Annotated in this window: 17 protein-coding genes; 6 read left to right on the plus strand and 11 right to left on the minus strand. The window is 68.8% G+C overall.

Annotated features, from left to right (window positions below):
• Positions 1-66 precede the first annotated feature (66 nt).
• Together WBG79_RS22280 and WBG79_RS22285 are read left to right on the plus strand one after the other, a co-directional pair.
• A complete protein-coding gene (locus WBG79_RS22280) occupies positions 67-513 on the plus strand; it encodes a Fur family transcriptional regulator (protein WP_337359438.1) in 447 nt (148 codons plus the stop codon).
• Positions 510-1,439, plus strand: coding sequence for a DMT family transporter (locus WBG79_RS22285; RefSeq protein WP_337359439.1), 930 nt, complete (start codon positions 510-512; stop codon positions 1,437-1,439). The genes WBG79_RS22280 and WBG79_RS22285 overlap by 4 nt, the downstream gene beginning before the upstream one ends.
• A 64-nt stretch (positions 1,440-1,503) precedes the next feature.
• Here WBG79_RS22285 and WBG79_RS22290 read toward each other — a convergent pair whose 3' ends face one another.
• The 4 genes from WBG79_RS22290 to purL form a co-directional block, all read right to left on the minus strand.
• Positions 1,504-1,827, minus strand: coding sequence for a hypothetical protein (locus WBG79_RS22290; RefSeq protein ID WP_337359440.1), 324 nt, complete (start codon positions 1,825-1,827; stop codon positions 1,504-1,506).
• Between the two features lie 131 nt (positions 1,828-1,958).
• Positions 1,959-2,294, minus strand: a complete 336-nt coding sequence (grxD, locus tag WBG79_RS22295; protein WP_337359441.1) for a Grx4 family monothiol glutaredoxin — start codon at positions 2,292-2,294, stop codon at positions 1,959-1,961.
• A gap of 74 nt (positions 2,295-2,368) precedes the next feature.
• Positions 2,369-2,605, minus strand: a complete 237-nt coding sequence (locus WBG79_RS22300; protein WP_337359442.1) for a BolA family protein — start codon at positions 2,603-2,605, stop codon at positions 2,369-2,371.
• A gap of 31 nt (positions 2,606-2,636) precedes the next feature.
• Positions 2,637-4,847, minus strand: a complete 2,211-nt coding sequence (gene purL, locus WBG79_RS22305) for a phosphoribosylformylglycinamidine synthase subunit PurL (protein WP_337359443.1) — start codon at positions 4,845-4,847, stop codon at positions 2,637-2,639.
• 221 nt (positions 4,848-5,068) lie between these two features.
• Here purL and WBG79_RS22310 point away from each other — a divergent pair, with 221 nt between their 5' ends.
• Positions 5,069-6,313, plus strand: a complete 1,245-nt coding sequence (locus tag WBG79_RS22310) for a TadE/TadG family type IV pilus assembly protein (RefSeq protein WP_337359444.1) — start codon at positions 5,069-5,071, stop codon at positions 6,311-6,313.
• A gap of 112 nt (positions 6,314-6,425) precedes the next feature.
• Here WBG79_RS22310 and purQ read toward each other — a convergent pair whose 3' ends face one another.
• From purQ to purC, 3 genes are all read right to left on the minus strand, one after another.
• A complete protein-coding gene (purQ, locus tag WBG79_RS22315) occupies positions 6,426-7,124 on the minus strand; it encodes a phosphoribosylformylglycinamidine synthase subunit PurQ (RefSeq protein WP_337359445.1) in 699 nt (232 codons plus the stop codon).
• A 13-nt stretch (positions 7,125-7,137) separates the two neighbouring features.
• Positions 7,138-7,377: a phosphoribosylformylglycinamidine synthase subunit PurS gene (purS, locus tag WBG79_RS22320; RefSeq protein ID WP_337359446.1), complete on the minus strand. Its 240-nt coding sequence runs from the start codon at positions 7,375-7,377 to the stop codon at positions 7,138-7,140.
• Between the two features lie 408 nt (positions 7,378-7,785).
• Positions 7,786-8,583, minus strand: coding sequence for a phosphoribosylaminoimidazolesuccinocarboxamide synthase (purC, locus tag WBG79_RS22325; protein ID WP_337359447.1), 798 nt, complete (start codon positions 8,581-8,583; stop codon positions 7,786-7,788).
• 380 nt (positions 8,584-8,963) lie between these two features.
• Here purC and WBG79_RS22330 point away from each other — a divergent pair, with 380 nt between their 5' ends.
• Positions 8,964-9,284 (plus strand): DUF1476 domain-containing protein, encoded by a 321-nt coding sequence (locus WBG79_RS22330; RefSeq protein WP_337359448.1) that lies wholly within the window; start codon positions 8,964-8,966, stop codon positions 9,282-9,284.
• A 181-nt stretch (positions 9,285-9,465) separates the two neighbouring features.
• Entirely contained in the window at positions 9,466-10,236 is a 771-nt protein-coding gene (locus WBG79_RS22335; protein ID WP_337359449.1) for an HpcH/HpaI aldolase family protein, read from the plus strand.
• A 13-nt stretch (positions 10,237-10,249) separates the two neighbouring features.
• Here WBG79_RS22335 and WBG79_RS22340 read toward each other — a convergent pair whose 3' ends face one another.
• Entirely contained in the window at positions 10,250-10,936 is a 687-nt protein-coding gene (locus WBG79_RS22340; protein ID WP_337359450.1) for a lysozyme inhibitor LprI family protein, read from the minus strand.
• Positions 10,937-11,077: 141 nt separating this feature from the next.
• Between WBG79_RS22340 and WBG79_RS22345 the strand changes: the two genes are divergently transcribed.
• Complete coding sequence (locus WBG79_RS22345) at positions 11,078-11,299, plus strand: hypothetical protein (protein ID WP_443147504.1); 222 nt, start codon at positions 11,078-11,080, stop codon at positions 11,297-11,299.
• 154 nt (positions 11,300-11,453) lie between these two features.
• Here the strand turns inward: WBG79_RS22345 and WBG79_RS22350 are convergent, their stop codons facing one another.
• The 3 genes from WBG79_RS22350 to purB form a co-directional block, all read right to left on the minus strand.
• Complete coding sequence (locus WBG79_RS22350) at positions 11,454-11,681, minus strand: thioredoxin family protein (protein WP_337359451.1); 228 nt, start codon at positions 11,679-11,681, stop codon at positions 11,454-11,456.
• 13 nt (positions 11,682-11,694) lie between these two features.
• Positions 11,695-12,696 carry a permease gene (locus WBG79_RS22355; RefSeq protein WP_337359452.1) on the minus strand — a complete coding sequence of 334 codons (1,002 nt, stop codon included), beginning with the start codon at positions 12,694-12,696 and terminating at the stop codon, positions 11,695-11,697.
• 177 nt (positions 12,697-12,873) lie between these two features.
• Positions 12,874-14,202, minus strand: coding sequence for an adenylosuccinate lyase (gene purB / locus WBG79_RS22360; protein WP_337359453.1), 1,329 nt, complete (start codon positions 14,200-14,202; stop codon positions 12,874-12,876).
• Between the last annotated feature and the right edge of the window lie 17 nt (positions 14,203-14,219).

The following is a 14,219-nucleotide window of genomic DNA, read 5'->3' on the forward strand; positions in this document are numbered from 1 at the left end:
TTTCCCTGCTGACGGCCGGGCGCGGATCCCTTAAGGTCCGGGCCGGGCGACACACCGGAGAACATGATGGCGCGACCGCGTTCCGGCACCGACGAGGCGGTCTATGCCGTCCTCTGCGGGTCCGACAAGCCGATGACGGCCTACCAGCTGCTCGATGCGCTGAGGCCGCAGGGCGTGCAGTCTCCGCCCGTGGTCTACCGCGCCCTGGAGCGGCTCGAACGCGACGGTCGGGTGCACCGGCTCGAACAGCTCAACGCCTATTTCGCCTGCCACGGCCAGCACGAACATGCCGGCGCCGTCTTCGCCGTCTGCCGCGACTGCGGGCGCGTGGAGGAGTGGCCGGGGACGGAGGTGGATCGCGCTCTCGGGGCCGTGTCGGGCCGCGCCGGCTTTCGCCTGGAAGGCCGGACGATCGAGGTCCGCGGCCTCTGCGAGGCCTGCGCGGGTCGTGACGACGGGGCGGAGCCGGGCCCGGCGGGCCGCGTCCACGGGTGCGGGCACGACCACTCTTGAGCGCCGAGGCGAGCGGGACCCGGGGCCCGGCGGCCGGCCGCGCGCTGCCATTGACGGCGGGCGTCTGGCTGGTCGTCCTGATGGCGAGCTGGGGCTTCCAGCTCGTGACCGTCAAGCTCGCCCTGCCCGAGATGTCCGCGGCGGCGCAGAGCCTCGTTCGCGCGATCCTGGCGACCGCGCTCCTCTCCGGCTGGATGCGGCTCCGCGGCGAGCCGATGCTCGTCCGCGACGCCGCGCTCGCGCCCGGGCTCTGGGTCGGCTCGGTCTTCGCGGTGGAGTTCCTGCTGATCTTCGGCGGGCTCGCCTTCACGACCGCGTCGCGCGGGGTGATCTTCCTCTATTCCATGCCGCTGTTCACGGCGGGCCTGGCGCGCCTCTTCCTTCCCGCCGAGCGGCTCGACCTCTGGCAGACGGCCGGGCTCGGGGCGGCCTTCCTGGGGCTCGTCGTCGCCTTCGCGGACGGGCTCGGGGCGCCGACGGCGCCGAATGCCTGGATCGGCGACCTCATGATGCTGAGCGCCGCCTTCCTGTGGGCGAGTTCGAACATCGTGATCAAGGCTACGGCGCTGCGCGCGGCTCCGGCGACCCGCGTGCTCTGGTATCAGCTCGCGCTGTCGATCCCGGTCTCGGCGATCGCGGTCGCGCTCGAGCCGCGGGCGCTTCCGGCCAGCCTTTCGCCGGGGGTCCTCCTGGTGATCCTCTACCAGTCGGTCTGGGTGGCGTTCCTGACCTACCTCGTCTGGTTCCGCCTGATGGCCCGCCACCCGGTGCCGATCCTGGCGGCCTTCTCGTTCCTGAGCCCGCTCTTCGCCGTCCTGTTCGGCCACCTGCTGCTCGGCGAGCGGCTGGACTGGCGGCTCGGCGCGGCGCTGGCGCTGGTCATCGGGGGCATGGTGCTGATCAACCGGCCGAAGTCCGGGCGGTAGGGCCGGGCCACCCGGGCGCGGCACCCGGATCGACGGGAGGTACGAAGGCGCGACGGTCCAGGCGCTAGGTCTTGCGGGCGTCCGAGCGCGCCTCGAGAATGGTCAGGCGCCGCTCGTTGGCGAGGAAGCGCTCTTCGATCCCTTTGAAGGCGAAGGCGCGCGTCGACATCTCGCCGGCCAGCATGCTGTTCGTGACCTCGAAGTTGCGGTTCATTTCGGCGCGCAACTCCGCCAGCCCGACATGGAGGCCCTGCGTCTCGGATTCGAAGTGTCGCTCGATCTCGGCGAATCTTCGATCGACAGCCGCGAAGCTGCTGCGGATCTCGGCGCGGAGCTCCTGGAGAAGGTGGAGGGTGTGGCTGGCGATCCTGTCGTCTTCGTCGGCCATGGGCGTGTCCGGTTTCGCTCTCGACACACTGGCACGGGTCTGCGAACAGGACAAGAACAAAATCAAAACACAACTTTTGAATGTAAGCGCCCCGGCCGGCGGCGGCACGCGGCCGGCCGGGGAAGATCGGGTCAGGCCGTCTCGCGGACGGGGAGGCCCTTGTCCTTCAGGTGGGCCTGCAGCTCACCCGCCTGGAACATCTCGCGGACGATGTCGCAGCCGCCGACGAACTCGCCCTTGACGTAGAGCTGGGGGATCGTCGGCCAGTTGGAATAGTCCTTGATGCCCTGCCGGAGGTCGTTGGAGGCGAGCACGTTGACGCCCTTGTAGGGGACGCCCAGGTAGTCGAGGATCTGGACGACCTGGCCGGAGAAGCCGCACATCGGCATCTGCGGGGTGCCCTTCATGAAGAGCACGACGTCGTTGCCCTTCACCTCGTCGTCGATCAACTGATGCACGTCGGTCATGTCTGCCTCCTGCCCGGGTCAAGATCGGGCGTTCCGGTCCTGTCGACTTCGATATGCTCCCGAACGGCTCCGGATCAAGCCTCCGGTGCGCTCGTCTGCAATGCGAGGGCATGGAGCTGGCCGCCCATCTTGCCCTTCAGCGCCTGGTAGACCATCTGGTGCTGCTGAACGCGGCTCTTGCCCTTGAAGCTCGCCGAGACCACTTCGGCCGCATAGTGGTCGCCGTCGCCGGCCAGGTCGCGGATCGTCACCGTCGCGTCGGGCAGGGCGGCCCGGATCATGGCCTCGATCTCGCGCGAATCCATCGCCATGGAAGTCTCCTCGTCCCCGCGCCGGCCGCCGTCAGGCCGCGGCCATGAAGCGCGGAAACCAATTCTCGTGCGCTTCGGTCAAGGTTTCAACGGAAATGGCGAGCCGGTCGGCGACTGCCAAGGACCGGCCCCCGACCGAGCCGATCATGGTAGCCGGGACGCCGGCCATGGCCGCCTCGACCAGGATGTGGGCCGCCTCGGCGGGCGAGGCGGTCAGCACGTAGCGGGCCTGGTCCTCGCCGAAGAGGTAGGCGTGGAGCGGCGGCGTGCGGCGGTCGGGGAGGGTGACGGCGGCGCCCCGGCCGCCGGCCATGGCCATCTCGGCAAGGCCGACGAGGAGTCCGCCGTCGGAGAGGTCGTGCACGGCGCCGACGCGGCCCTCGTCGATCAGGCGGCGCACGAAGTCGCCGTTGCGCTTTTCGGCGGCGAGGTCGACCGGCGGCGGGGCGCCGTCCTCGCGGCCGTGGATCTCGCGCAGGAAGACCGACTGGCCGAGCCAGCCGGCGGTGTCGCCGACGAGGATGATGGTGTCGCCGTCGGCCCGGAAGCCGATACCGACCGACTTCGTCACGTCGGCGAGCAGGCCGACGCCGCCGATCGCCGGAGTCGGCAGGATCGCCTGCCCGTTGGTCTCGTTGTAGAGGCTGACGTTGCCGGACACGACGGGGAAGTCGAGCGCGCGGCAGGCCTCGCCGATGCCTTTGATGCAGCCGACGAACTGTCCCATGATCTCGGGCCGCTCGGGGTTGCCGAAGTTGAGGTTGTCGGTGACCGCCAAGGGGAGGGCCCCGACGGCCGTCAGGTTGCGCCAGGCTTCCGCGATCGCCTGCTTGCCGCCCTCGAACGGGTCGGCCTCGCAATAGCGCGGGGTGACGTCGCAAGTGAACGCTAGGCCCTTGCGGCCGTCGTCGATGCGCACGACGCCGGCGTCGCCGCCCGGGTGCTGGACGGTGTTGCCCTGGACGAAGTGGTCGTACTGCTCGACGACCCAGCGGCGAGAGGCGAGGTCGGGGGACCCGATCAGGGTCAGGAGCGCCTGGCCGTAGTCGGCCGGCTCGGGAACCGAGGCGGGGTCGACGGGCTCGCGCCGCGCGCTCTCCACCCAGGGCCGGTCGTATTCCGGGGCCTGGTCGCCGAGGTCCTTGATGGGCAGGTCGGCCATCACCTCGCCCTGGTGCCTCACCACGAAGCGGAGCGTGTCGGTGGTCCGGCCGACCACCGCGAAGTCTAGGCCCCACTTGCGGAATACTGCCTCGGCTTCGGCCTCCTTCTCGGGATGGAGCACCATGAGCATGCGCTCCTGGCTCTCCGACAGCATCATCTCGTAGGCGGTCATGCCGGGCTCGCGGCAGGGGACCTTGTCGAGGTCGAGCTCCAGCCCGAGATCGCCCTTGGCGCCCATCTCCACGGCCGAGCAGGTGAGGCCGGCGGCGCCCATGTCCTGGATGGCGATGACTGCGCCGGTGGTCATGAGCTCGAGGCACGCTTCCAGAAGCAGCTTCTCGGAGAAGGGATCGCCGACCTGGACCGTCGGGCGCTTCTCCTCGGAGTTGTCGTCGAACTCGGCGGAGGCCATGGTGGCCCCGTGAATGCCGTCGCGGCCCGTCTTGGAGCCGAGATAGACGACCGGCATGCCGACGCCCTCGGCCTTGGACAGGAAGATCCCGTCCTTCCGGGCGAGCCCGGCCGCGAAGGCGTTGACGAGGCAGTTGCCGTTGTAGCGGGGGTGGAAATTGACCTCGCCGCCGACGGTGGGCACGCCGAAGGAGTTGCCGTAGCCGCCGATGCCGGCGACGACGCCCGACACGATGTGCCGCGTCTTCGGGTGGTCCGGCGCGCCGAATCGGAGCGCGTTCATGGCCGCGACCGGCCGGGCCCCCATGGTGAAGACGTCGCGCAGGATCCCGCCGACGCCGGTGGCGGCGCCCTGGTAGGGCTCGATGTAGGAGGGGTGGTTGTGGCTCTCCATCTTGAAGACGACCACGTCGCCGTCGCCGATGTCGACCACGCCGGCGTTCTCGCCCGGACCCTGGACCACGCGCGGGCCGGAGGTCGGCAGCGTCTTCAGCCATTTCTTGGAGGACTTGTAGGAACAGTGCTCGTTCCACATGGCCGAGAAGATGCCGAGCTCGGTCAGCGTCGGCTCGCGCCCGATCAGGTCGAGGATGCGCTGGTACTCGTCCGGCTTCAGCCCATGGTCGCGGACGAGCTCGGGGGTGATCTTGATGTCGTTCGGGATCATCGGTCCTGTCGCGTCGGAACGGGGCGCCTCACGCGGTTCAATGAACCTTCCGCGCCGGATTCTCAAGGGTCGCGATTGGCATCGGGCGCGAATGGGGCCGATCCGTGACGGTGGCACCCGAACCGGCGAAAGCGCGGATACCTGCGTTTTTATTCAATTCACTTAACGGAATAGACCGACATTTTTCCTAGTACCGGATCGGCGGCCATGCGAGGACCCCGATGCGCTTCATGCCTTCTATACCGCTGGCCGGTCGTGGCCGGGCCATCGTCGGCGACCGGGCCGGCAACGTGGCGATGACCTTCGCGCTCCTGTCCATCCCTCTCCTGGGCGCGGTCGGATTCGCGATCGATTACGGCAACGCCGCGCGGGTGCGGGCGGAGCTGCAGGACGCGGTCGACGCGGCGGCGCTGGCCGCGGTGCGCGAGTTCGACGGAAAGTCCGACGAGCAGATCCGCAAGATGGTGGATGCCACCGTCAGGGCCGAGGCGCCGGCCGGGGGAAAGTCCATCACGGCGCTGACGGTCGGCGTCGACCGGGCGACCCGGCAGGTCAAGGCGACCGCCACGGCGCGGGTCGGGACCACGCTGGCGGGCGTGTTCGGGCAGGATCACCTGGACGTCTCGGCGAGCACCAGCGTGGTCGGGCCGACGAACCAGTACGTCACCATCTACCTGCTGCTCGACAACTCGGCCTCGATGGGCCTTGCGGCCACCTCGGAGGCTGCCGCGGCGATGAGGAAGGGCGTCGGCTGCCAGTTCGGTTGCCATGAACCGGAGGGTGGCCAGAAGATCTCGAACCTCGAATACGCGCGAAAGAACTCCATCAAGCTCCGGATCGACACGTTGCACGAGGGCGTGCTCGACATCGTCTCCGTCGCCAAGAAAACGGACCCCTCGGCGACCTATGTGAAGATCGGCGTCAGCTATCTCGACCAGCAGCTCGACAACGCGGTGAAGCCGACGCTCGACCGGTCGAAGGTGGAGGAGCTGGCCAAGACCTACAGCCTCGGCGACAGCACCTTCTTCTCGCAGCACATGGAAGCCTTCACCAACTATGTCGGCAAGAGCGGGTCGGGGGCCAGCGCGTCGGATCCGCGCAAGGTGGTGCTCATGGTGACGGACGGCGTCCAGTCGCACCGCCCCTGGGTGCTGAAGGCGTCCGAGAACGACAAGGTGGCGGCCTTCGATCCGAAGGAATGCGACAAGCTGAAGAAGAACGGCGTCACGGTCGCGATCCTGGACGCCATGTACCTGCCGATCACGGGCGACTGGGGCTACAACGCGACTCTCGGACAGCCGAGCAAGACCCTCGCGGGCAAGACCCGGCGCGACGAGATCGAGCCAGCGCTCCGGGCCTGCGCGTCGACCAGCTACTACCTGTCGGCGGCGGACGATGCGGGCGTGAAGCTCGGGATGACGGATCTCCTGTCCCGCTATCTCAGCAGCGTCCGGCTGACGAACTGATCCCGGACCGAGGATGGTCCTGGCTTGCCGGGTATCATCGCCCCGCGTTGGGGGTGCCCGCCGCGCGTGCTACGCCGGCCGCAGAGAGAGTGAGCTCTCCCGGCGGCGCCGCTCAGGCGGCCACCGCGACCGAGCGGACGAGGCTCTCGAAGATGCCGCGGCCGTCAGTCGAGCCCTGGATCGGCTCCACGAAGTTTTCCGGATGCGGCATCATGCCCAGCACGTTGCCGCGCGCATTCGTGATGCCCGCGATGTGGTTGACGGAGCCGTTCGGGTCGGCCGCCATCGTGGATGCGCCGGCCTCATCGCAATAGCGGAAGACGACACGGCCCTCGCCCTCGAGGCGGGCGAGCGTCTCGGGATCGGCGAAATAGTTGCCCTCGCCGTGCGCGATCGGGGTGCGGATGACGGCTCCGGCCTCGTAGGCCGACGAGAAGGCCGTTTCCGCGTTCTCGACCCTGAGCCGGACGACCTTGCAGGCGAATTTCAGCGAGGCGTTGCGCATGAGGACGCCGGGCAGGAGGCCCGCCTCGGTCAGGATCTGGAAGCCGTTGCAGACGCCGATCACATGGCGGCCGGCTTCGGCATGGCGGCGGACGGCCTCCATGATCGGCGCGCGCGCCGCGATGGCCCCGCAGCGGAGGTAATCGCCATATGAGAATCCGCCCGGAACGGCCACGACGTCGACGTCCGGCAACTCGGTCTCGGCGTGCCAGATCATATGGGGCTTGGTGCCGGAGACGAGCTCCAGCGCATGCGCCATGTCGCGCTCGCGGTTGATGCCGGGGAAGACGACGACGGCGGACTTCATGGGACGGCTCCGGTCAGGCGAGCTCGATGCGGTAGTTCTCGATCACCGTGTTGGCGAGGAGCTTCTGGCACATCGCGTCGAGGCTCTCGCGCGCGCGGTCCGGGTCCTGTTCGGCCAGTTCGATCTCGATCAGCTTGCCCTGGCGGACGTCCTCGACGCCGTCGAAGCCGAGGCTCCCGAGCGCGCCCTGGATGGCCTTGCCCTGCGGATCCAGAACGCCGGTCTTGAGCGTGACGGTGATGCGGGCCTTCATGGGATCGTCCTCGAGAGGGGCGGGGTCAGGCGAAGAGCGCGACTCCCTCGGCTCCCGCGGCCCGTAGCATGGCGCCGTCCAGCGACGCAAGCATGGCGGCTCGCCGGAGTGCGAGCTCGACAGAGGCGGCATCGTGGGCGGTCAGGCCGCGGCGGCGGGTGAGGGCGAGGATGGCCTCGCCATCGATCCGGAGCGGGTTCGAAATGCGCCGTTGCGGTCGGCCTGTCGGTCGTCGGAGAGGCCGGCGGCGATCAACGCCGAAGCATCGAGGATAGGCGCTTCGGATCAGCGCCGGCCCTCGGCGCTCCAATCCGGAATCTCCTGCATCAGATCCTTACGCGATGTCGCGACCGGTGATCGATCGCGGAATCGCATTCCGGGGCGGGGCGATCGGCTCCGCCCCCGCACTCACTGTACCAGCGTCGGCCCGGTGCCCGCGCTGCGCTCGTTGTCGTTCAGGATGCCCAGGCGGCGGGCGACCTCCTGGTAGGCTTCGAGCATGCCGCCGAGGTCGCGGCGGAAGCGGTCCTTGTCGAGCTTGTCGCCGGTGCCCTGGTCCCAGAGGCGGCAGCTGTCCGGCGAGATCTCGTCGGCGAGCACGATCCGCATCATGTCGCCTTCCCACAGGCGGCCGAACTCGATCTTGAAGTCGACGAGACGGATGCCGACGCCGAGGAAGAGGCCGGAGAGGAAATCGTTGACGCGGATGGCGAGCGCCATGATGTCGTCGATGTCCTGCGGGGTCGCCCAGCCGAAGGCCGTGATGTGCTCCTCGGACACCATCGGGTCGCCGAGCTCGTCGTTCTTGTAGTAGAACTCGATGATCGAGCGGGGCAGCGCGGTCCCTTCCGGGATGCCGAGGCGCGTCGACAGCGAGCCGGCCGCGACGTTGCGCACCACGACCTCGAGCGGAACGATCTCGACCTCGCGGATCAGCTGCTCGCGCATGTTGAGCCGCTTGATGAAGTGGGTCGGCACGCCCAGCGAATTCAGCTGCGTGAAGATGAACTCCGAGATCCGGTTGTTCAGCACGCCCTTGCCGTCGATAACGGCATGCTTCTTGTTGTTGAACGCGGTCGCGTCGTCCTTGAAGTGCTGGATCAGGGTACCCGGCTCCGGCCCTTCATAGAGGATCTTTGCCTTGCCTTCATAAATGCGACGGCGACGATTCATGGGGACGTACCGTGATCTCTCGAGAAAATCCATCTGACTTGCGTGTCTCCGGTCGGTGCGCTCCGGCTCTGCGGTGTCCGAAGTCGTCGCGTGCGGGGCTTGACCCCCCTCGGACCATCCGGCGCCCGCATCCCGCCTTTTCGAGGGCGCACCTCTTCGAAGGACGACGCGCGGGCCGATGGAATCGTCCAACGGTCCCGCGCGCGCAAGGTGGCACACTACCCGATCGCCGGACGATCCACAATGCCGCCGCCCGCGAGCGCCACGGAACCCTACGGCAGGGAGGAGGCGGGCCGGGCCGACGAAAGCGCGGCCTTGCGCCGATTGATCTCAAGGTCGCCTGACGCTATGCAAGCGCCAACGATGCCCCATATATGGGGAGCGCCCACTGTCATTCCAGGAGCGAGGCCGACATGTCCATGTTCGACAAGCGTGAGGAAGGGTTCGAGAAGAAGTTCTCGCATGACGAAGAACTCCGCTTCAAGGCGACGGCCCGGCGCAACAAGCTGATCGGCCTGTGGGCGGCCGAGAAGCTCGGCCTGGTCGGCGAGAAGGCGGAGGAATATGCGCGCGAGGTGGTCCGCGCCGACTTCGACGAGCCGGGCGACGACGACGTGTTCCGCAAGATCCGCGGCGATTTCGATGCCGCCAACGTGGCCCAGTCGGATCATCAGATCCGGCGGACCATGGAGGAGCTGATGGCGACCGCCGCGGAGCAGATCCGCAAGGGCTGAACCCGAGGGCGACCTCAAGGCCTCGCCGAACCCCGCCGTCCTGGACGGCGGGGTTTTTTATCGGCTTCCGCAGACCAGGGCTTCGCGCCTGCGGCTTCCCAGCGCAGCCCGATCCACTAGGATCGGGGCCGACTGGGACGGCCGACGGCAGACGCGGCCGGCAGCGAGGGGTGAGGCGCCAATGAGTTCGTTCGATTTCCGGACCCGCGTGATGCAGGGTCCGACGGTGTTCATGTCCTGGGTGTCGATGCCGGAGCCGCTCGTCGCGGAGGCGACCGCGCGGGCGGGGTTCGACGCCGTCAACATCGACATGCAGCACGGCCTGCACGATCCGGTGTCCGTCATGCGGGCGATCGGGGGCGTGGCGGCGGCCGGCAAGCCGGCGGTCGTGCGGGTCCCGCTCGGCGACTTCGCCATGGCGAGCCGGGCGCTCGACATGGGGGCATCCGCGGTGATCGCGCCGATGATCAACACGGTGGCGGACGCGCGCGCCTTCGCGGAGGCGACGAAGTTTCCGCCGCTCGGCAAGCGGAGCTGGGGTCCGGCGCGCGCGATGACGCTGCGCGGGGAGACCGACGGCACGCGGCACCTCGCTTCGGTCAATGGCGAGACGCTCGCGCTGGCGATGATCGAGACGCGCGAAGCGCTGGACAACCTCGAGGCCATCCTGGACGTCGACGGGATCGACGGGGCCTTCGTGGGGCCGTCGGATCTGTCGATCACGCTCTCGGACGGAGCCTACGTGAACGGCGATGCGCCCATCGTCGACGAGCCGGTGCGGCGGATCCTGGCGGCCGCGGAGGCGCGCGGCAAGGTGGCGGCGATCTACGCCATCTCGGGCGCCCGGGCGCGGCAGATGGCCGTCCTCGGCTACCGGCTGGTCGCGATCGCCCAGGACCAGCTCTACCTGGCGCAGGGCGCCAAGGCGATGCTGGCGGAGGCACGGGGCTGACGGCCGGCGGGCGTCAGCGCCGGGCCGGGAGGTAGAGAAGGTCCACGGTGCCGTTCCGCCCGCAGAAGGGCGGTTCGGGCCCGGCCTCGCCGGGCGGCGGTTCCGCCGAGACCTTCAAGGCGGCGCCGGACCGTTCCAGCCGCAGGCGCCAGCCGGACATCTCCTCGTCCGGGCGGGCCGGCGCGACGAGGGCGGCGCCGTCCGCCCTGGCCAGGCCCTGGAAGTCGCAAACCCAGCGGCCGAGGGCGCCGTCCTGGGTCGCGAGCGCGATCTCGAAGGTGCCGCCACCGTTCGCCCTCACCTCCAGGCCGCCGGCCGGGACGATCCACAGGCCCTCGAAGCCGGTCCGGGTCCCCGCCTCGATCGCCTCCAACTCCTTGACGCGCCCGGCGAGGTAGGCGGCTAGATCGAAGCCGTCCGCGCCGTAGGCCTCGTCGCGCAGGGCCAGGAAGCGGCGCTGGTGGTCGCGCAGCACGGTGCGCGCGTCCGGATCGAGCCGGGTCACGGCGGCCTTGTAGGCGAGGGCGATGTCCCTGTCGCGCTTGGCGAGCGGCTTGGAGCGGCAGATCGCCTGCTCGACGGCAAGCTCCGCCGTGCGGCAGTCGAAGGACGGCTGCGCCCGGGCTGTCGAGCCGATCGCCAGAAGGGCAAGGAGCGCCAGCGCCGAAACGGCCAGGAGCGCCGGGAGGCGATACATCATGAGATTAGAAACTCTCGAAAAAGCGGCGACCCTATCAAGGAAACGCAGAACTCGATCCTAGCCTTGGCCCGTTTCCGGCCGATTTCGTTGCTGCATCGGCCGGGGAGCTCTTTCGTTGCCGGGGAGCCGCCGGGCCGCCTCGTGCTCGCCTGGCAGATCGCCCCGGACTGGCGCTTCGACCCGGCGATCGACAAGCCTGTGGAGGTGACCTTCACGGCCGACGGCGATGGAACGGTGGTCCGCCTCGAGCACCGCGGCCTGGAGGTCTACGGCGGGAAGGCCGCCGGGGTGCGGGCGATCTACGACAGCGAGGGCGGCTGGACCGGCATCCTGGCGCTCTACGGGGCGGCAGCGGAGGGTTGAACCGGGCGTGCCGGTTTGCCGGCGCGAGGCCGGACGCACCGGATCGGGCTCGGCTTCTGGCGGGACGGCGAGGCCAAGATCCAGGCCGAATCCGGCGGCTCGCCGGCGCGGTCCGGCCGAGAACTCATGATTGTCGCCCGGTCCGGGAGCGGCTCTACAGAAGTTGCCGGATCTCCTCGGGGCTGAGGACCTTGCCGGTCGAGACCACCTTCTCGTCGATCACCAGACCCGGTGTGGACATCACGCCGTAGCCGGCGATGGCGGCCATGTCGGTCACCTTGACAATGTCCGCCTTGCGGCCTGCGGCAAGAGCCGCGGCCTTGGCATTCTCGCCGAGGGCGATGCATTTCCGGCAGCCCGAGCCGAGTATCTTGATGATCATCGCGGATCTCCTTCTAGACTGTGTGCTGGCCGTAGAGATTGAACCCGAAGCCGATCAGGAGGATGCCGCCGGTCACGATGAGCGTGAAAGTGACGAGCAGCGGCATCTTGATGACCCGCTTCAGCATGATGAGAGACGGCAGCGAGAGGGCGGTGACGGCCATCAGCAGGGCGAGGACCGTGCCGAGGCCGGCGCCGTTGGCGAGCAGGGCCTCGGCGATCGGGAGCGTGCCGAAGATGTCCGCGTAGATGGGAATGCCGATGAGCGTCGCCAGCGGCACAGACCACCAGTGGGCCTGGCCAAGCAGTCGCGTGATCAGATCCGCCGGCACCCAGTTGTGGATCGCCGCACCGATGCCGACGCCGATCAGGACATAGGGCCAGACGCGGCCGGTGATTTCGGTCACCTGCTCCCGTGCGAAGAGGAAACGTTCGCGGCGCGTGAGTGTCGGGCCGGCATCGTGGACAGGCGCGCGGTAGGCGAAGCTCTCGACCTGGTCCTCCATGTGCATCCGGCCGATCAGGAGGCCGCCGAGGATGGCGAGGACGAGGCCGGCTCCCACATAGGCCAGCGCCACGGTCCAGTTCACGACCCCGGCGAGCAGGACGACCGAGGCGAGGTCGACCAGCGGGGAGGAGATCAGGAACGCGAAGGTGACCGCGAGCGGCAGCCCGGCGGCGGTGAAGCCGATGAAGATCGGGATCGACGAGCAGGAGCAGAAGGGCGTGACCGTACCGAGCAGCGCGCCGATCGCGACGGCGCCGACCCCCGTGAAGCGGCCCAGGATGCGCCGGCTTCTTTCGGGAGGGAAATAGCTTTGCACCCAGGAGATCGAGAAGATCAGGACCGAAAGCAGGATGAAGATCTTGATCACGTCGTAGATGAAGAAGTGGACGCTGCCGCCGACACGTCCCGTCGAATCGATCCCGACCACGGCGAGCGCCACCCGGACCAGATCGGAAAGCCACTCCATCCGAAGAAGCTGTGCATTGAGCCAGGCGAACAGGTCCGACATCGATCCCGACGATCTCCTCCGCCGTCAGCGGCGGTCATGCCAGTGATCTATGCAGCGGTAGGCATGTGATCGCCATGACCGAGATCATTTCGAACCCGGCCGACGGCCGTCGCGTCCATGAGAGCGATGGCCCTGACCGGGACCTCCGTTTCGTGCCGGGAGGCCACGCGCTCGGGTTCAGGCGCGCCCGAACACGCGCCGGAAGATCGTGTCGACGTGCTTCAGGTGGTAGCCGAGGTCGAATTTCTCGCGGATCTCGGCTTCGCTCAGGGCCGCGCGGACTTCCGTGTCGGCGAGGAGCTCCTCGAGGAAGTCGACGGTCGCGGTGCCCTGGCGCTGGTAGCTGTCCCAGACCTTCATGGCGTTGCGCTGGACGAGGCGGTAGGCGTCCTCGCGGGAGACGCCGGCCTGGGTCAGGGCGAGCAGGATGCGCTGGGAATGCACGAGGCCGCCGAGGCGGTCCATGTTCATGGCCATGCGCTCGGGGTAGACGACCAGCTTGTCGACGACGCCGGTCAGGCGATGGAGCGCGAAGTCCAGGGTGACGGTGGCGTCCGGGCCGATCATGCGCTCGACGGAGGAGTGCGAGATGTCGCGCTCGTGCCAGAGCGCGACGTTCTCCATGGCCGGCATCGCATAGGCCCGGACCATGCGGGCGAGGCCCGTCAGGTTCTCGGTCAGGACCGGGTTACGCTTGTGGGGCATGGCCGAGGAGCCCTTCTGGCCCGGCGAGAAGTACTCTTCCGCCTCCAGGACCTCGGTGCGCTGCAGGTGCCGCACCTCGATCGCCAGCCGCTCGATCGAGGAGGCGACGACGCCGAGCACCGCGAAGAACATGGCGTGGCGGTCGCGCGGGATCACCTGCGTGGAGACCGGCTCGACGGCCAGGCCCATCCTGGCGGCGACGTGCTCCTCGACGCGCGGGTCGATGTTGGCGAAGGTGCCGACGGCGCCCGAGATGGCGCAGGTGGCGATCTCCCGGCGGGCGAAGACGAGGCGCTCGCGGGCCCGGGTGAATTCGGCGTAGGCCTCGGCGAGCTTCAGCCCGAAGGTGACCGGCTCGGCATGGATGCCGTGGCTGCGGCCGATGGTCGGGGTCAGCTTGTGCTCGAAGGCGCGGCGCTCGAGCGCCTTCAGGAGGGCGTCGACATCGGCGATCAGGATGTCGGCGGCGCGGACGAGCTGGACGTTGAAGCAGGTGTCGAGGACGTCGGAGGAGGTCATGCCCTGGTGGACGAAGCGCGCCTCCGGGCCGACGATCTCGGCGAGGTGGGTCAGGAAGGCGATCACGTCGTGCTTGGTGACCCGCTCGATCTCGTCGATGCGGGCGACGTCGAAGGTCACGTCCCGCGCCTTCTCCCAGACCCGGGCGGCCGCCTCCTTCGGCACGACGCCGAGTTCCGCGAGCGCGTCGGTCGCATGGGCCTCGATCTCGAACCAGATGCGGAAGCGCGTCTGCGGCTCCCAGATCGCGGTCATCTCGGGGCGGGAGTAGCGGGGGATCATGGCGGCGTCCTCGGCTC

The organism is Prosthecomicrobium sp. N25 (genome assembly GCF_037203705.1).
In the GTDB taxonomy this organism is placed as follows: domain Bacteria; phylum Pseudomonadota; class Alphaproteobacteria; order Rhizobiales; family Ancalomicrobiaceae; genus Prosthecodimorpha.